16 protein-coding genes and 1 pseudogene are annotated in these 17,771 nt (G+C 71.4%); 7 read left to right on the top strand and 10 right to left on the bottom strand.

Features of this window, described 5'->3' with window-relative positions; translation table 11 throughout:
- The first annotated feature begins 23 nt into the window (after positions 1-23).
- The 4 genes from FM051_RS36930 (at position 24) to FM051_RS36915 (ending at position 2,133) form a co-directional block, all read left to right on the top strand.
- Positions 24-572, top strand: coding sequence for a TetR/AcrR family transcriptional regulator (locus FM051_RS36930; RefSeq protein ID WP_158851567.1), 549 nt, complete (start codon positions 24-26; stop codon positions 570-572).
- A gap of 4 nt (positions 573-576) precedes the next feature.
- Complete coding sequence (locus FM051_RS36925; RefSeq protein ID WP_158851565.1) at positions 577-984, top strand: hypothetical protein; 408 nt, start codon at positions 577-579, stop codon at positions 982-984.
- Positions 985-1,249: 265 nt separating this feature from the next.
- A complete protein-coding gene (locus FM051_RS36920; RefSeq protein WP_158851563.1) occupies positions 1,250-1,693 on the top strand; it encodes a hypothetical protein in 444 nt (147 codons plus the stop codon).
- A 35-nt stretch (positions 1,694-1,728) separates the two neighbouring features.
- Entirely contained in the window at positions 1,729-2,133 is a 405-nt protein-coding gene (locus FM051_RS36915; RefSeq protein ID WP_158851561.1) for a hypothetical protein, read from the top strand.
- A gap of 7 nt (positions 2,134-2,140) precedes the next feature.
- Here the strand turns inward: FM051_RS36915 and FM051_RS36910 are convergent, their stop codons facing one another.
- Genes FM051_RS36910 through FM051_RS36900 form a run of 3 tightly spaced genes read right to left on the bottom strand, consistent with a single transcriptional unit; the run spans position 2,141 to position 5,149 of the window.
- The gene (locus tag FM051_RS36910; RefSeq protein WP_158851559.1) at positions 2,141-3,619 is read right to left on the bottom strand and encodes a glutamate-cysteine ligase family protein; all 1,479 of its coding nucleotides are present in this window, start codon (positions 3,617-3,619) and stop codon (positions 2,141-2,143) included.
- Between the two features lie 28 nt (positions 3,620-3,647).
- Complete coding sequence (locus FM051_RS36905; RefSeq protein WP_158851557.1) at positions 3,648-4,307, bottom strand: 4'-phosphopantetheinyl transferase family protein; 660 nt, start codon at positions 4,305-4,307, stop codon at positions 3,648-3,650.
- Positions 4,304-5,149, bottom strand: coding sequence for a metallophosphoesterase family protein (locus FM051_RS36900; RefSeq protein WP_158851555.1), 846 nt, complete (start codon positions 5,147-5,149; stop codon positions 4,304-4,306). The genes FM051_RS36905 and FM051_RS36900 overlap by 4 nt, the downstream gene beginning before the upstream one ends.
- 427 nt (positions 5,150-5,576) lie before the next feature.
- Here FM051_RS36900 and FM051_RS52325 point away from each other — a divergent pair.
- The 3 genes and pseudogenes from FM051_RS52325 to FM051_RS36885 form a co-directional block, all read left to right on the top strand.
- A pseudogene (locus tag FM051_RS52325) lies at positions 5,577-5,918 on the top strand (transposase); the annotation flags it as partial.
- A 104-nt stretch (positions 5,919-6,022) separates the two neighbouring features.
- Complete coding sequence (locus FM051_RS36890; RefSeq protein WP_158851551.1) at positions 6,023-6,283, top strand: hypothetical protein; 261 nt, start codon at positions 6,023-6,025, stop codon at positions 6,281-6,283.
- Positions 6,284-6,397: 114 nt separating this feature from the next.
- Positions 6,398-7,435: a DUF2332 domain-containing protein gene (locus FM051_RS36885; RefSeq protein WP_202919204.1), complete on the top strand. Its 1,038-nt coding sequence runs from the start codon at positions 6,398-6,400 to the stop codon at positions 7,433-7,435.
- A 49-nt stretch (positions 7,436-7,484) separates the two neighbouring features.
- On the opposite strand, the gene FM051_RS36880 is transcribed toward FM051_RS36885, so the two are convergent.
- The 7 genes from FM051_RS36880 to FM051_RS36850 form a co-directional block, all read right to left on the bottom strand.
- The gene (locus tag FM051_RS36880) at positions 7,485-8,648 is read right to left on the bottom strand and encodes a GAF domain-containing sensor histidine kinase (RefSeq protein WP_158851735.1); all 1,164 of its coding nucleotides are present in this window, start codon (positions 8,646-8,648) and stop codon (positions 7,485-7,487) included.
- Positions 8,649-8,653: 5 nt separating this feature from the next.
- Positions 8,654-10,375: a sodium/solute symporter gene (locus FM051_RS36875; RefSeq protein ID WP_158851547.1), complete on the bottom strand. Its 1,722-nt coding sequence runs from the start codon at positions 10,373-10,375 to the stop codon at positions 8,654-8,656.
- A complete protein-coding gene (locus FM051_RS36870; protein ID WP_158851545.1) occupies positions 10,372-10,758 on the bottom strand; it encodes a DUF485 domain-containing protein in 387 nt (128 codons plus the stop codon). Before FM051_RS36870 ends, FM051_RS36875 begins: the two co-directional genes overlap by 4 nt.
- Positions 10,755-11,594, bottom strand: a complete 840-nt coding sequence (locus tag FM051_RS36865) for a LytR/AlgR family response regulator transcription factor (RefSeq protein ID WP_202919203.1) — start codon at positions 11,592-11,594, stop codon at positions 10,755-10,757. The genes FM051_RS36870 and FM051_RS36865 overlap by 4 nt, the downstream gene beginning before the upstream one ends.
- 36 nt (positions 11,595-11,630) lie before the next feature.
- Positions 11,631-11,939, bottom strand: a complete 309-nt coding sequence (locus FM051_RS36860) for a hypothetical protein (RefSeq protein ID WP_158851543.1) — start codon at positions 11,937-11,939, stop codon at positions 11,631-11,633.
- 176 nt (positions 11,940-12,115) lie between these two features.
- Entirely contained in the window at positions 12,116-15,064 is a 2,949-nt protein-coding gene (locus FM051_RS53385; RefSeq protein WP_158851541.1) for an AfsR/SARP family transcriptional regulator, read from the bottom strand.
- Positions 15,065-15,158: 94 nt separating this feature from the next.
- Positions 15,159-17,642 (bottom strand): DEAD/DEAH box helicase, encoded by a 2,484-nt coding sequence (locus tag FM051_RS36850; protein ID WP_158851540.1) that lies wholly within the window; start codon positions 17,640-17,642, stop codon positions 15,159-15,161.
- Positions 17,643-17,771: the final 129 nt, after the last annotated feature.

Genomic DNA, 17,771 nt, shown 5'->3' with positions numbered 1-17,771 from the left:
CTCTAGAGCGGTACTCTAACGCGGTGAGATCGACGGGGCAGCGGGCTGTGCTGGACGCGGCGCTCGCGCTGGTCGACGAGGGAGGGCTGGACGCGGTCACGATCAGCGCGTTGACCGCCCGTTCCGGCGTCTCCAACGGCAGCGTCTACCACCACTTCGGCAGCCGGGCCGGGCTGTTCGCCGTGCTGCACGGGGAGAGCTTCGCGCACTGCGTCGCCGCGATGATCCCCGCGCTGGACGTCGGCGACGCGGAGAAGGCCGTGCGGGCGGTGGTGGCGCGGTACCTGGGGTGGGTCGTCGAGCACCCCGGCCGGGCCCGGTTCCTGTACGGCGCGCCGTCGACCGCCGATCCCGCCGTGAAGGCGGAGGTGTTCGAGCCGGTCGCGCGCTGGTTCGCGGCCCGGATGGCGGCGGGCGAGCTGCGCGAGGTTCCGTTGTGGGCGCTGGACCCCGTGGTGATGGGTCCCGCGCACGAGTGCGCCCGGCGTTACCTGATGGGTGGTCTCGACCTGGACGTGGCGGCGGATCTGGTCGGGGATGCGGTGTGGGCGGCCGTCGCGCCCGTAGGGTGATCGCATGGCCACTTGGGGCGACCTCGCCGCATACGTGCACGACACCTATGACGTGATCTCGGAGAACGAGGACGAGATCCGGATCCTGTTCAACTTCGAGCAGTTCGACGAGGACGACGAGCGGACCCAGGTAGTCATCCTGGTCCGCGAAGTGCTCGACAAGCTGCACGAGTGGGTGCAGATCGCGTCGCCGATCGGGCTGGCGACGAGCGTGGACCTGCACGCGTTCCTCACCGAGGTCGGCAACTCGACCATCGCGTGCGGCGCGGCGATCATGGGGGACCACGTCGTGCTGCGGCACTCGTTGCCGTTGGTGGACCTGGACATCCACGAGTTCACCGAACCGCTGGCGCTGCTCGCGGGCACGGCGGACCGGTTGGAGGAGACGTTCTTCGGCGGCGACGACTACTAGCCGCACCGCCGTCGTACTGGCCGCACCGCCGTCGACCGGAGCCGATTCGGCACGGGAAGTTTCCGCAAAATGCGGATGTTCAGCCCAGCGGCCACTGGTCCGTTCAGACCCGCCATGCGATGCGCAAGAGCGCATTCGAGTGAACGGGGAAGACGCATGCCGGTGCTGTCGCGACGGATGGCGGTCAAGGGCGGGCTCGGGGTCGCCGCAGCGGTCGGCGGCGGTCGCGGTCGGGCGGGAAACCGCGACCGCCGCCGAAGAACGGGTGCTGCCGGAAACCCTGCACCGCGCCAGGGCACTCGGCTCCGGAACGCACCGCTTGGAGGCCGGCGAGGTGACGCCGACGCACCTGAGCGTCCTGGGCACCGCCACCGGCGGGATCCGGGTCCGGACGAGTGCGGGTTGGAGCGACTGGCGCTCCATCGCCACGTGCCCCGGTGGACGGGAGACCGGTCGCAGCGCCGCGTTCGTGTCGCTGGCCCACGACACGGTCGAGTACGAACTGCGACTGTCCCAGGACGCCGTGGTGTCGGAGCTGAACACGCTGGACGGACCGGCGGCGGGGCGGCTCGGCCCCCCGAGGCTCAGGCACCGATCGCGCGGCGGCGGAGAGCGAGCAGGCCCGCCTCCGTCGCCCGTGATCGCCCACACACCCCGATCGCCGCAGGAGTTCGCCCAGATCGTCCGCGGACCGACGCCGGAGTGCTAAGTTAGGGTTACCTAACTATGACGGAAGGCTTCCGCGTGTCCACACGGTCTGTCCCGATCGCCGGGTACGAGTCCATGACGTTGCAGGTGCGCGCGGATCTGGGTGAGCGACGGTTGGTCGCCGCCGTGAGGTCCCTGTTCGTGCGGCACGAGGTGCTGCGGTCGGACGGGTTCACGGCCGAGTCCTGCGTCCGCAGGGTGGTGTCGCAGTCCGATACCGCCCTTGAGGATGCCGCCCTGGGAGGTGCCGGGCAGGAGGACGTGCCGGGCGACGCGCCGTTACGGGTGGTGTGGTTCGACGGCGGCACGTCGGGGCGGATCGTGCTCGCCGTGCGGCGGGACGTGCTGGCCCGCCTGCCGTGGCACGTGCTGCTGCCGGGGTTGGTGTCGGCGTGGAACGCGAGCACGCACCTCCGCAGGGTCCCGCTGTCGACGCGCTGAAGCCTCCTCAGGACACCGGCCAGGTGTGCACGGGCTCGTTGGTGTGCATGAGGTCCCGGTACGAACGCAGCATCCGCCGCAACGCCTCCGGCCGGTCCAGTGCCGTGTGGTCGTAGTGGTGGTGGAACGACCGGGCCTGCCAGGTCGCGCCGTTCACGCCGGTCAGGCACCGCTGCTCGATCACCCCGAGCAGCCGCTCCCGCTCGGCCGTGTCGACCTTCAGCCGCACCAGCCCCTCGTGCGCCAGCGGCAGCAGGCGGCGCAGCACCAGCTCCGCCACCGGCACGGTGCCCAGCCCCGGCCAGTACACCTGCGCGTCGATCCCCGCCCGCGCACCGGCCGTGAAGTTCTCCTCCGCCGCGCTGAACGACATCTGCGACCACACCGGCCGTTCCTCCTCGGCCAGCATCCGCACCAGCCCGTAGTAGAACGCCCCGTTCGCCAGCATGTCGACCACCGTCGGCCCCGCCGGCAACGTCCGGTTCTCCACCCGCAGGTGCGGCTGGTCCCGCACCACGTCGTACACCGGCCGGTTCCACCGGTAGATGGTGCCGTTGTGCAACCGCAGCTCGGCCAGCGCCGGCGTGTCACCCCGCTCCAGCACCTGCAAAGGGTCTTCCTCGTCGCAGATCGGCAGCAACGCCGGGAAGTACCGCACGTTCTCCTCGAACAGGTCGAAGATCGACGTGATCCACCGCTCCCCGAACCACACCCGCGGCCGGACGCCCTGCTCCTTCAGCTCGTCGCTGCGCGTGTCCGTGGCCTGCTGGAACAACGCGATCCGGGTCTCCCGCCACAGCTCCTTGCCCAGTAAAAACGGCGAGTTGGCGCCGACCGCGACCTGCACGCCCGCGATCGCCTGCGCCGCGTTCCAGTACGCCGCGAACGAGTCCGGCGACACCTGCAGGTGGAACTGCGTGCTCGTGCACGCGCCCTCCGGCACGATCGAGTCCGCGGTCATCTGCAACCGCTCGACCCCGCTGATCGCGATCTGGATGTCCTCGCCGCGCGCCGCCAGCACCTGTTCGTTCAACAACGCGTACCGCGGGTTCCCGGACAGCGCGGTCACGGCCAGGTGCTTGGGCTGCAACGTCGGCAGGATCCCGATCATCACCATGTGCGCGTCCACGCCGCGCGCCTTGTGCTCGGCCTCGTTCAACGACCTCCGCACGACCTCCTCGAAGGCCGTGACCCCGCCGCCGGTCAGCAGCCGGGGCGCGACGTTGATCTCCAGGTTCCACTGGCCGAGTTCGGTCACGAAATCCGGGTCGGCGATGGCCGCCAACGCCTCGGCGTTGCGCATCGCCGGGTCGCCCGCGTCGTCGACCAGGTTGAGCTCGATCTCCAGCCCGGTCGTCGGCCGGTCGAACTCGAACCGCGACTCCTTCAGCATCCGGGCGAACACGTCCAGGCAGCGACGCACCTTGGTGCGGTACCGCGTGCGGTCGTCGCGGGTGAACTCCTGTCGCCCGACCTCGTCGCCCATAACCGCCGCCGCCTTCCAGCCTTGATCATCAGCGCGCGGGTACCGCGATCGCGGTCACCACAAACCCCTCCCGCGCGAGCCAGCGACCGGTGAACCCGTCCAACGCCACGCCGTCCACCACCGGCGCCTCGACGAGGATCCTCGCGGTGAACGTGCCGTCGTCCGGGTTGATGGCCACCTCCGCATCCTCGAACCCCAGCCACGTCCGCGCCAGCGGGAACCACGCTTTGTAGACGGATTCCTTCGCGCTGAACAGCAGCCGGTCCCACGCCACCTTGTCGCCGGACGCCCTCAGCTCGCCCATCCGGGCCAGTTCGCCGGGCACCGCGATGGCCTCCAGCACCCCGGACGGCGTCGGCTCGTTCGGCTCGGCGTCGATACCGATGGTCCACACGTCCGAGGTCCGGCCCACGGCCGCCGCGCGGTAGCCCTTGCAGTGCGTGATGCTGCCGACGACCCCTGCCGGCCACGACGGCTCGCGCTTCGGTCCGGGCAGCAGCGGCACGGGCGGGTACCCGAGGGCCGCCAGCGCCGTGCGCGCGCAGTGCCGCCCGGTGGTGAACTCCTTCTTCCTCTTGTCCACCGATCGCGCGATGTGTTCCTCCTCTTCGGGGAACAGGACCACGGTGTCCGGGTCGCCGAAGACCTCGAACGCCGACACCGGGGGTGCGAGCAGGTCGGTGATCACCGGGCGTCCCCCTCACGCAGCACGTCCAGCAGCGGCGCCGCGGTCCAGCCGCGCGGCTGCCACTCCCGCGGGTAGCCGAGCGACACCTCGTCGAAGCGGACGCCGTCCTTGCGGATCGTGCGCGGGATGTGCAGGTGCCCGTAGACCATCACCGCCGCGCGGAACCGCAGGTGCCAGTCCGCGGTCCGCTCGGTGCCGCACCACAAGGCGAATTCGGGATACCGCAGGATGAACGTGGGATCGCGCACGAGGGGCCAGTGGTTGATCAGCACCGTGCGCAACGCAGGTTCGACGGAGAGCAACCGCCGCTCGGTCTCCTCGAGCCGCGCCGCGCACCACGCCTCACGGCTCGGGTACGGGTCCGGGTGCAGGAAGTACTCGTCGGTGCAGATGACGCCGGCCTCCTGGGCGACGGCCAGCGCGGACGCCTTGTCCGTCGTGCCCGCCGGCCGGAACGTGTAGTCGTACAGTGTGAACAGCGGCGCCACCGCCACCGGCCCGCCGGCACCCTCGAACACCGCGAACTCGTCCTCGGGCGTGAGCACGTCGATGCTCCGGCACAGCTCCACCAGCTGCTTGTAGCGCATCTCGCCGCGTGCCTGCGCCGGGTCGTCCTTCGTGGTCCACAGCTCGTGGTTGCCCGGCGACCAGACCACCTTGGCGAACCGGCCGCGCAGCACGCCAAGCGCCCACTCGATGTCGTCGAACTTCTCCGCCACGTCGCCCGCGACGATCAGCCAGTCGTCGGGGGAGTGCGGCCGGATCGCTTCGACGATGTCGCGGTTCTGCTGGTAAGTCACGTGCAGGTCGCTGGTGGCGAGGAGTCGCGGCGGAGTCGTCACACGACCGAGCGTATCCGGGCGATTGCGGTCTCGGGAAAGTTAGCGCTCACATGACCGTTCATCCGCTCGTCGCTCCTGTGGAGCCGTTCGGCGGAACACGGGTGTCCGCGTGACGCTGGACCACTCCCGTTCGTCGCGCGTTCCCTTACCAGGGAGCGTCCGTGTTCCTAGCGTGATGGGCATCACGACGTCCTGGGCGGAGGACCTGATGACCAACTACGTACGACCTGCGCAGCCGTTCGGTCGAACGGTGGGCGCGGAGATCGCCCGCCAGGTGCAGCAGCACACGCACCCCGCGGTCGCGCCCAGGCGCACCGACGACGCCCTGGCCATGTTGCTGCGCGCCCGCCAGCGCGGTGACGCCCAGCGCCAGGAGCCGTGGGTGCGCCGGGCGCCGGAAACGCCTCCCCGACCGCCGCACGCCGACGTGATCGAGCAGCTGGCCGTGCGCCTGGTGCCGCCGTCGCTGTGGGCCGTGGTCGAGCCGCTGATCCCGCCCGCGAAGGTGCGCCGCCAGGGCGGCGGACGCGGCCGGGTGTCGGACCGGGCCATCTTCACCGCGATCGTGTTCGTGCTGACCAGCGGTTGCGCGTGGCGGCACCTGCCGCCGACGTTCGGCGTGACCGTGCCGACCGTGCACCGGCGGTTCCAGGAGTGGAGCGAGGCCGGGCTGTGGCTGCGGCTGCGCCGGGTGGCGATGGAAGGCGCGGCGGACGACGCGGAGTGGCTGCGGCTGGTGCTGGAAGCGGCGGAACGACGCGGCGCCCGAGCCGCGGGCTGAACGGTCAGGGCAACGGCGTGGGTCTTCGGACGTCCCTGTAAATGTGAACCGGGACGTTCCCTGCGCCGTTCGTCCCAATGGAGGTGTTACTCATGAAGGAGCTGTCCAGACGCGAAGTCGCCCTGTTGAGAGCGACTGCCGCGAACCGGGTCGACCTGACCCGCAGCGCCGAGCCCGACGTCCGCGTGGACGGTCTGCCGTTCTGCGACCCGACCACCGCGCGCGCCCTCGTGCACGCGGGCCTCATCGAAGCGGCAACCCCTGTCGCGCCCGGTCACCGGGCGCCCGCCCGCCTCACCAACGCCGGCGTGGCGGCCCTGGCCCTCGGCCTGGACGACGTGGTCGCGGCCTGAATCGCCTGACCGGTTGATCGCGGGGTCTCGTTCCAATGGCTGGAATCGTCGGGATGCCGTGGCCGACCGCAGGAAGCGCCGTACCCCGTGGGTAGGGCCCGCACACTCGCTCAGGTGTACCGGCACTTCGGTGAGGTCGACGCCGCCGGGACATCGCCGCTGTACGAGCGCGTCGCCGTCGCCCTGAGTGAGTCCGACGAGGCGCTGCGCGCCATCGAGGCGGCGCCTGCGCGCAAGCGGAGCCCCACGGTGATCCTCGCCGCGCTGCACGACCTCGCCCTCGCCGGACGCGCCCCCGCGCTTGCCGCGGCCTATGCCGCCGCGGACGGCGACGCTGCCGCCGGCGCGGCGATCGACACGCTGCTGCGAATGACCGACTCGGTCGTGGCCGTCGCCGTGCGCCGGCAGCCGCGGACCAACGAGACCGGGCGCTGCGCCGTGCTGTACCCGGCCATTGCCGAGGCGGCGCGCCGGGTGGGCGCGAATGCGGTCGGGCTGATCGACGTGGGCTGTTCGGCCGGCCTCAATCTCAATGTCGATCGCGTTGGCATCACCTACAGCAACGGACAATCGCTGGGCGACCCGTCATCTCCCGTGCGGATGTCGTCTTCGATCGTGGGAGACCGGCCCATCCCGACGCGGGCGATGCCCGAGGTCGTCGCCCGGGTCGGCGTCGACCTCGATCCGGTCGACGTGACCGACGCGGATGACGCCCGGTGGTTGCGCGCCTGCCTGTGGCCGGATCAGCTGGAGCGGATCGCGAGGCTCGAAGCGGAGATGGCGTTGGCGGCGACGGCCCCTCCGCTGCTGCTGCGAGGTGACGCCGTCGAGGTGTTGCCCGACGCCTTCGCCCGTGTGCCCGCGGACGCCCTGCCTGTCGTCACCACGACGTGGGCGCTGTCGCGCTTCCCGCTCGAGAGCCGCCAGCGCTTCCTGCACCGCCTCGACGAAGCGGCGGCCGGCCGGGCGGTGGCGTGGGTGTCGGCGGAGGGGGTCGGAGTCGCGCCGACGATACCGACACTCGGCGATCGCCGCGCCTCCGGCCACAGCATCATCGGCCTGGCGGTGTCCGACCGGTCGGCTCTGCGCGCCGAGGCCATCGGCCGCTGCTGGTCGCAGGGCCGCTTGCTGGCGTGGCTGGCGGACTCCTAGTGCCCGGTCGAGCGCTGTGCCCGGTCGAGCGCTCCGACCTGACAGGACGCTAGGCGTGCACGCCCGCCTGGTACTTCGGCACCCTCACGCTGATCTTCGTCCCGAGGCCCTGCGCCGTTTCCACGACGAGGCCGTAGTCGTCGCCGTAGCAGCGCCGCAGCCGCTCGTCGATGTTCCCCAGCCCTATCCCGGCCGTCTCACCGACCTGACCGGCCAACGTGCGGCGCAGCGCGTCCGGGTCCATGCCGATGCCGTCGTCCTCGATGGTGATGTGCGCTTCCTCGCCCGCGTCGGCCGCCAGGATCGAGATGTGCCCCGGCCCGACCTTGCCCTCCATGCCGTGCCGCACCGCGTTCTCCACCAGCGGTTGCAGGCACAGGAACGGCACGGTCACCGGCAGCACCTCGGGCGCGATCTGCAACGTCACCTTGAGCCGTTCGCCGAACCGGGCCCGTTCCAGCGCCAGGTACTGGTCGATCGACTTCAGCTCCTCCGACAACGTGGTGAAGTCGCCCGCCCGGCGGAACGAGTAGCGGGTGAAGTCGGCGAAGTCCAGCAACAGCGTGCGAGCGCGCTCCGGGTCCGTGCGCACGTACGACGCGATGGCGGACAGCGAGTTGTAGATGAAGTGCGGCGAGATCTGCGCCCGCAGCGCCCGCACCTCCGCCTCCACCAGCCGGGTCCGCGACCGGTCCAGCTCGGCCAGCTCCAACTGGCCGGACGCCCACCGCGCCACCTCGTTCGTCGCCCGCACCAGCCCCGCCGACGCCTCCCGGCTGTACGCCGCGAGCACGCCGACCACCCGTCCCTCCACGGTCAGCGGCGCGAGGACGGCCGTGTGCACGGGGCAGTCGGGCGCGGAGCAGGTGATGTCGAACGCCCGCGTGCGGCCGGTGTCGAACACGTCGGCGGCCAGGCCCATCGCCTCGGCCGCGTGGTGGTCGCCGTCGCCCTCCCACGCCACCACCTCGGTCTCGTCGGTCAACGCCAACGCGGGCGTGCCCAACAACGTCCGCAGGTGCTTGGCCGACTTCTTCGCCGCCTCCGGCACCAGCCCGGCGCGCAACGGCGGGGCGGCGGACCACGCCGTGTGCAGCGTCTCGAACGTGATCCGCTGCTCGTTGGTGAGGAAGTCGTTGCGGGCGTGGGAAGTCCGCCACAGGGTGATCACCACGGCCAGGCCGACGAGCAGGATCGCGCCCGCCGTCCACATCGCGGTCACAACCGGTCCTGACTGCGCAGACCCAGGTTCTCCGGCGCGTGCAAGCGCACCATGACGTGGTTCACCCCCGGCGGCACCTTGCGCGGCGTCAGCAGCGACACCACGTACATCACGACGAAGCCCAACGGCACGGTCCACGCGGCGGGCCGGGCCAGGAACACGTGGTACCACTCGCCGCGGCCACCGGCGCTGATCGTCACCAGACCGGCCACCAGCGCGGGCAGACCGCCGGCGACCATCCCGGCGACCGCGCCGACCGTGGTGATGCGGGTGCTCCAGATGCCCAGCACCAGCAACGGGCACAGCGACGACGCGGCCACCGCGAACGCCAGGCCCACCATGTCCGCCACCGGCACCTTGCCCACCAGCAACGTCATGCCCAACGGCACCAGCACGGCCAGCACCGTCGACACCCGGAACCCGCGCACACCGCGCAACCGCAGCACGTCCCGGCTCAGCACACCCGCCAGCGACACCATCAGCCCGGACGACGTGGACAGGAACGCGGCGAACGCCCCACCGGCCACCAGCGCGCCGAGCAACTGCCCGCCCAGCCCGTCGATCATCCGGCTCGGCAGCACCAGCACCACGGCGTCCGTGTCGCCGGTCATCAGCAGCTCGGGTGTGTACAGGCGACCGAGCGCGCCGTAGATCGGTGGCATCAGGTAGAAGACGCCCAGCAGCCCCAACACGATCAACGTGGTCCGCCGCGCCGCGCGGCCGTTCGGGTTGGTGTAGAAGCGCACGATCACGTGGGGCAGGCCCATGGTGCCCAGGAACGTGGCGATGATCAGCGAATACACCGCGTACAAGGGGAATCGCTCGCCGCCGCGCATGGGCAGCGCCCACACGTCGTTGGTGTTCGACGGGATCGACACCACGTGCGGCACGACCGCGCCCTCGGGGAACGTGAGCCGGGACCCGGCGGCCACGGTGTGGTCGCCCGCCGTCAACTCGGCGCCGCCGTCGACCCGCTGCCCGTCCACCAGGCCCGAACCGGTGTAGCCCGTGGGCTCCGACACCTGGAAGTTCGTGTCGCTGTCGAAGGTGACCGTGGTCTGCTCCGGGAACTCGGGCAGCTGCGGCCCGCTCAGGTCACGCGCGCCGTGCGCGTGCCAGGCCATCACCAGGAACACCACCGGCACCGCGATCGCGGTCAGCTTGAGCCAGTACTGGAACGCCTGCACGAACGTGATGCTGCGCATCCCGCCGGAGATCACGTTGATCGTCACCACGACCGCGACCACCAGCGCGCCCACCCAGTTCGGCGCGCCCGTCACCGTGTTCAACGTCAGCCCGGCGCCCTGCAACTGCGGCAACAGGTACAGCCACCCGATGCCCAGCGCGAACATGCTCGCCACCGCCCGCACCGCCGGCGACGCGAACCGCGCCTCGGCGAAGTCCGGCAGCGTGTACGCGCCGCTGCGCCGCAGGGGAGCGGCGACCAGCGCGAGCAGCACCAGGTAGCCCGCCGTGTAGCCGACCGGGAACCACAGCATGTCCGGTCCGTGCGCGAAGATCAGCCCGGCGATGCCGACGAACGACGCCGCCGACAGGTACTCGCCCCCGATCGCCGACGCGTTCCACCACGGCGACACGGTGCGCGAGGCGACGAAGAAGTCGGACGTCGTCCGCGAGATCCGCAGCCCGTACGTGCCCACCAACATCGTGCCGACCGCGACCACCAACACCGCGATGATGCCGTACGTACTGCTCACGAACGCTCCACGAGTTCCGCGAACTCCCGCTCGCCGCGCTCGGCCTGGCGCACGTAGAACCAGCCCGCGAGCACGAACACGGGGAACACCAGGAAGCCCAGCAGCAGCCACGGCAGCGGCAGGCCCAGGAGCCGTTCGGCGGCGACGGACGGCGCGAGCGTGAACACCAGCGGCAGGGCCGCGACGCTCCCGCACACCACCGCGCACAGCAGCAGCCCGAGCCGCCGCTGCGTCCGGATCAGCGACCGCATGTAGACCGCGCCCAACTCGCTCTGCTCGTCGATCTCCCGCGACGCGGGGTACGGGCGGGGAGCGCGCGGCGCGCGGGTGCGCGGGCTCGTCACCACCACCCGTTGGGTGTGGGGGCGCTGCGGGGAGGTCACGACGGCTGCCGGTTGCGGCGCACCAGCAGTTGCCGGAGGTGCCGGGCGTGCCGCCGGCTGACCGGTAGCACCGCGCCGCCGATGTTGACGCTCAGGTGGCCGTCCTCCAGCCGCAGTTCGTCGATGTGCCCGAGTGACACGAGGTGACTGCGGTGGATGCGCACGAACCCGGCGGACCGCCACCGCTCTTCCAACCCGTTGAGCGCGGCGCGTACCAATCCACTCCCGGTCGCCGTGTGCAGGCGGGCGTAATCACCGTGCGCCTCGACGTACCGGATGTCGGCCAGGCGGATGAACCGGGTGATGCCCCCGAGTTCGACCGGAATGACCTCGTCACCCACATCGGGGGTTTTCTCGGCCGGCGCGGTCGTGGTCGGTTCCACCGTCTTCGAATCGAGCACTTCGTGCACGATCCGGTGCACCGACTCGGCCAACCGCTCCGCCCGAACGGGCTTGAGCAGGTAATCGAGCGCTTTCAGTTCGAAAGCCTCGACCGCCGGTTCCTGGTGCGCGGTGACGAAAACAATGCGCGGCGGCTGGGCGAACCGGGACAGCACGCGGGCGAGGTCCAGCCCGTCCAGTCCGGGCATCCGGATGTCGAGGAACACGGCGTCGACCGGCTGGCCGGCGTCCATGGCCCGGTGCAGGGTCCGCAACGCCTTGGTGGCGTCCGTGACCCCCTCGACGTGGGCGACACGCGGATCGGAGCGGAGCAGGTAGACGAGGTCTTCGAGCGCGGGGGCCTCGTCGTCCACGGCGAGCACCCGCAGCGTGCGCTCAAGCGCCCCACGGCGCTCCGGGCCCTCGCAGAGAGGGCAGGGAAGTCCTGAGGTCATGGAGTTCCAATGCGGTGTGGTCGGCAGCGTCGGCGATTAGACCACCGGACGCCTATCCTCACCCTTCGGGGTGGCCAAGGGCAATGACCGCCGCGCCGCCTGCGCGTCACCGAGCGTCATCTCCAGTTCGAGGAACGCCTCCTCGGCCCGGCGGGCGGCCAGCGACACGGACGCCGCCGCCGCGCTGCCGACCATCCGACGGGTCGGTTCCTGCAACCCGCGCACCACGTCCGACCACTCGTTCGCCATGCGGGCCAACTCGGTGAGCGCGGAGACCAATTCGGCGGAAGTGCGGGGCGTCACGTCCGCGATCCGCGCCAGGCCGACGTGCGGATCGGAATCCATGACATCCCCCACAAGTGAGCCGTCGAAGTATCGAAACCCGATGCTCTCGTTCCACGACGAGCAGGTCAACGACCCGGAGGAGTGGTCTCAATTGGCAGTCGAAACCGAAACACCCACGACACCCCCCGGTCACCGCCCGCATTTTCACACAATTACGTCGACGCGCGGGGGATGGTTCACGTCAGGTCGGCCAGGGCGGTGGCGGCCATCTGTTCGAACTCGCCGAAGCCGCTGTTCGAGGCGAGGTCGTGGCCGGTGCGGGCGTGGTGGAGGGCTTCGGCGTGGCGGCCGTCGGCGGCCAGGGCGCGGATCAGGTGGACGTGCGACCGGACCACGCCGTAGCGGTAGTCCGCCGACGCGGCCAGTTCCAGCGCGCGCAGGTGGGCCGCCACGGCGCGGGAGGGTTCGCCGAGGTGCCGCAGGACCAGGCCCAGGGCGTTGTGCACCTCCGACTCGATCCGCGGACTCCCGCCCAGCTCCTGCACCAGCGCCAGTGCCCGCTGGGCCGCCCGCAGTGCCTCCGCGTGCTCCCCGTCGAGGCACAGCGCCGCCGCCAGGTGGGCCATGTTCTCGGCTCGTGAGTGCCGCGCCCCGCTGCGGTACCAGGCGGCCAACGCGTGGCGCAGGAACTCGACCGCCTGCCGGTAGTCGCCGGCCGCCGTGCGGCACCGCCCGAGTATCGCGGCGCAGGCGGCCTCGATGTTCACCCCGTCCGCCGCGCGGGCCAGTTCGAGCCCTTCCGTCAGCAGCGCCTCGGCCGCCTCCAGCTCACCGCGCATCAGCCGCACCGCGCCGAGCCCGGCCAGCGCCGAGATCCGCACGTGCGGCAGGGCGCCTTCCCGCTCGCCCAGCTCCATCATCCGCTCGAACGACGCGAGCGCGGTCGGGAAGTCGGCGAGCTCCATGTGCACGATCCCGACCAGCCCGACGTGCAGCCACTCCACCCGTTCGGAGGGCCGGTTGGACTGGATGTACCGCTGCGCCGCGCGCAGGTTGCCCAGGTTCCGGTGCTCCGTCGCCAGCCACATCAGCATCCGCGTCTCCGCGTCGCGGTCGCCGGCCGTCCTGGCCGCGCCCAGCGCCGCGTCGATGGCGCTCAGGAACTCCACGTGGTGCCCGTGCGACCCGAGGTACCCGCTCACCGCGTTGATCAGCTGCCAGGCCATCGGCAACGGCCCGTGCGCCGCGCAGTGCTCGGTCGCCGCCAGCACGCTGGCCCGCTCCGCGTCCAGCCACGCCCTGGCCACGTCCGGGCTCATCCGGGGCGGCCCGGACACGCCGAGCTCCGGGTACAGCACGTCACCGACCTCGATCGCGGTGCGCAGGTACCAGTCGAACAGCCGCCGCCGCGCCGACTCCACGTCCTCGTCCGCCGCCGCGGCCCGGTCCGCCGCGTAGTCGTGCAGCAGGTCGTGCAGCGCGAACCGGTCCACCCCGACCCGCTGCACCAGGTGCGCCGACGCCAGGTCCTCCAGCAGCCCGCGCGCCACGTCCTCCGGCGCGTCCAGCAGCGCCGCCGCGCCGAACACGCTGAAATCCGGCCCCGGCATCAGCCCCGCCAGCCGGAACAGCCGCGCCGCGTCCGGCGTCAACGCCGCGTACGACAGGTCGAACGCCCGCCGCACCGCCGCCGTGTCGTCGTTGTCCACCGCCAGCGCGGTCAGCCGGTCACCGCCGCGCAACTCCTCCACGTACGACGCGATGTCCGCGTGCGGCGATCCGACCAGGTTCCCCAACGCGATCCGCAGCGCCAGCGGCAGGTACCCGCACAGCCGGGCCAGCTCGCCGAGCGCGTCGAACTCCGCCACCGCCGCCTCCGGCCCGAGTGTCCGGGCCAGCAGCTTCCACGCCTCGTCACCGCGCAGCACGTCCAGCCGCACCGTCGTGGCGGGCAGCCGCAGCTCGTTGCGGCTGGTGATCACCACCGAGCAGCCGGGGTCGCCGGGCAGCAGCGGCAGCACCTGGTCGACCGACGCCGCGTTGTCCAGCGTGATCAGCACCCGCCGTCCGCGCAGCCGGGCCCGGTAGCCGCGGACCAGCTCCTCCTCGTCCACCGGGATGTGGTCGGCCCGCACGTCCATCGCCCGCAGGAACCGCGCCAGCACGGCCGACGTCGACAGCGGCGGTGACGTGGAGTGCCCGCGCAGGTTCACGTACAGCTGACCGTCCGGGTACCGGTCGCGCACCGCGTGCCCCACCGAGATGGCGAACGCCGTCTTGCCCACCCCAGGCGGCCCGCACACCACCACGGTCGCCGGCGCACGCGTCAGCAGCCCGGTCACCCGGGTCAGCTCCGCGCCGCGCCCCACGAAGTTGCCCACCGGCGCGGGCAGCTGCGACACCGGCGCCCACTTGCTCGCGGCCGGCTGGTGCAGCGCCGGGTCACCGGTGAGGATCGCGTGGTGCACCGCGCGCAGCGAGTCGCTCGGGTCCACGCCCAGCTCACGCGCCAACGCCGTCGACGCCTGCCGGTACGCGTCCAGCGCGTCGGCCTGCCGGTCCACCCGGTACAGCGCCACCATCAGCTGCGACCAGAACCGCTCCCGCAACGGGTGCTGCGCGGTCAGCCGGCGCAGGTCCGCGATCACCTCGTCGCACCGGCCCAGCCGCAGCTTCACGTCCGCCAGCTCGGAGATCACCCGCAACCGCTGCTCGGCGAGGTTCGGCGCCTCCGTCTCGTGCAGCGACTCCGACGGCACGTCCGCCAGCGGCGGTCCGTGCCAGCACTCCAGCGCCCGTTCGTACACCGCCGCGGCGGCCGTGAAGTCCTCGGCGGCGGCCAGCGCCGCACCCTCGTCGGCCAACGCCTCGAACCGGTGCAGGTCCAGCGCGTCGGGCGGCAGGTCGATCCGGTAGCCGGTCGGCGTGGTGTGGATGAGCTGCGGCTCGCCGAGCGTGCGCCGCAACCGCATCACGTACACCGGCAGCGTCTGCGCGGCGCGGTCCGGCGGCGTCTCGCCCCACACCCGGCGGATCAGGTCGCTCGCGGGCACCGAGCGGTTCGCGCCCAGCAGCAGGGTCGCCAGGACGATGCGGTGCTTGGCGGCGGTGACCGGGACGGAACGGCCGTTCCGGCGGACCACGAGGGACCCCAGCACGCCGAACTCGTCCTGCGACAGGGTCAACCGCCTCCGATCTCTCCCGACCTTGACATGCTGGTACCCCGGTTCGCACCGGAGTACCACCGGATGGACTCCGCCCCGACGGCCCCGGTGGCGCCTACAGCCTGCCGACTTCGGTGATCCGCACCGCGGCCGTGCCGATCTCGTCGGACTCGGCCAGGTCGATCTCGGCGGTGAGGCCCCAGTCGTGGTCCTTCGCCGGGTCGTCGAAGATCTGCCGCACCCGCCAGAGCCCCGGCTCCTGGGTGATCACCAGCAGCGCCGGGCCGCGCGCGTCCGGGCCCATGCCGATCTCGTCGTGCTCCTCGAAGTACGGCTCCAGCGCGTCCTGGTACTCCTCGGCGGTCCAGCCCGCCTCGCCGTCCAGCTGGCCGAGCTCGTAGTAGTTGCGCCGCGCCGCCAGCTCCACCCGCCGGAACAGCGCGTTGCGCACCAGCACCCGGAACGCCCGCACGTTGCCGGTGACCGCGGGCGGGGTGTCGCTCAGCGACGTCTCCGCCGCCTCTTCGGCGGGGTTGCGCAGCTTCTCCCACTCGTCCAAGAGACTGGAGTCGACCTGGCGGACCAGCTCGCCCAGCCACTCCTGGAGGTCGCTCAGCTCCTCGGTCTTGGCGTCCTCGGGCACAGTCTGCCGCAGCGCCTTGTACGCGTCGGCCAGGTACCGCAGCACCAGGCCCTCGGAGCGCGCCAGCTGGTAGTAGGACACGTACTCGGCGAACGTCATCGCCCGCTCGAACATGTCCCGCACCACGGACTTCGGCGACAGGTGGTGGTCGGCGACCCACGGGTGCCCGCGCCGGTAGGTGGTGAACGCCGCCTCCAGCAGCTCGGAGAGCGGCTTCGGGTACGTCACCTCCTCCAGCAGCTCCATCCGCTGGTCGTACTCGATGCCCTCGGACTTCATCGCGCCGATGGCCTCGCCGCGCGCCTTGTGCTCCTGCGCGGACAGCACCTGGCGCGGGTCGTCCAGAGTGGACTCGACCACCGACAGCACGTCGAGCGGGTAGCTCGGCGACTCCCGGTCCAGCAGTTCGATCGCGGCCAGCGCGAACGGCGACAGCGGCTGGTTGAGCGCGAAGTTCACCTGGAGGTCCACGGTGAGCCGGATGTCGCCGTTCTGCCGCTCCACCACGCCCGCGGCCAGCAGGCCCCGGTACATCTGGATGGCCCGCAGGATGTGCCTGCGCTGCGCGGGCCGGTCCTCGTGGTTGTCCTCCAGCAGGTGCCGCATCGCGCCGAACGCGTCGCCGGGCCTGCCGATCACGTTGAGCAGCACGGCGTGGCTGACCTGGAAGCTGGACGTCAGCGCCTCCGGCTCGGCGTTCTTCAGCCGCTCGAACGTCTGGTCGCTCCACGACACGAAACCCTCGGGCGCCTTCTTGCGCACCACCTTGCGCCGCTTCTTCGGGTCGTCACCCGCCTTGGCCAGCGCTTTCTCGTTCTCCACCACGTGGTCGGGCGCCTGCACCACGACCGTGCCGACGGTGTCGTAGCCCGCCCGGCCCGCCCGGCCCGCGATCTGGTGGAACTCGCGCGCCTTGAGGTGGCGGGTGCGCTGGCCGTCGTACTTCGACAGCGCGGTGAACACGACCGTGCGGATCGGCACGTTGATGCCGACGCCGAGGGTGTCCGTGCCGCAGATGACCTTCAGCAGGCCGGCCTGCGCCAACTGCTCCACCAGCCGCCGGTACTTCGGCAGCATCCCCGCGTGGTGCACGCCGATACCGTGCCGCACCAGCCGGGACAGCGTCTTGCCGAAGCCCGAGGTGAACCGGAACCGGCCGATCATGGACGCGATGGCGTCCTTCTCGGCGCGGGTGGCGACGTTCACGCTCATCAGCGACTGGGCGCGTTCCAGCGCGGACGCCTGGGTGAAGTGGACGACGTAGATCGGCGCTTCGCGGCCGTGCAGGAGCTCTTCGATCGTCTCGTGCAGCGGGGTGGTGACGTACTGGAAGTTCAGCGGGACCGGGCGTTCGGCGGAGCGGACCACCGTGGTCGTGCGGTCGGTGCGGCGGGTCAGGTCCTTCTCGAAGAACGCGACGTCGCCCAGCGTCGCCGACATCAGCAGGAACTGCGCCTGCGGCAGTTCGATCAGCGGCACCTGCCACGCCCAGCCGCGGTCCGGCTCGGAGTAGAAGTGGAACTCGTCCATCACGACCTGGCCGACGTCGGCCTGCGTCCCGTCGCGCAGCGCGATGTTGGCCAGGATCTCGGCGGTGCAGCAGATGATCGGCGCGGTCTCGTTGACGCTGGCGTCGCCGGTCATCATGCCGACGTTCTCCGCGCCGAACGTGTCGATCAGGGCGAAGAACTTCTCCGACACCAGGGCCTTGATGGGCGCGGTGTAGAAGGTCCGCTTGCCCTCCGCGAGCGCCGCGAAGTGGGCACCGATGGCGACCAGGCTCTTACCGGAGCCGGTCGGTGTGCTGAGGATGACGTTCGAGCCGGAGACGATCTCGATCAACGCCTCCTGCTGCGCCGGGTACAACGACAGCCCCCGCTCCTGCGCCCACTCGGCGAAGGTGTCGTAGAGGAGGTCGGGATCGGGGGAGGCCGGCAACCGGTCGGTAAGAGTCATCGCAGGCAGAGCATAGTGGTAGCGCCCCACGAGCCGCGTCCGCACAATCCGCGCTGGTCAGGGCGGAACGCCTGGGCCGGTCCTCGGCCCGTGGTCGGGTCGAGGACCGGCCGGCACCTGTTCGGGGAC

The organism is Saccharothrix deserti, assembly GCF_009769385.1.
Lineage (GTDB): Bacteria > Actinomycetota > Actinomycetes > Mycobacteriales > Pseudonocardiaceae > Actinosynnema > Actinosynnema deserti.
The sequence above is the reverse complement of the archived record's forward strand: the minus strand, read 5'-3'. Positions and strand labels throughout refer to the sequence as shown.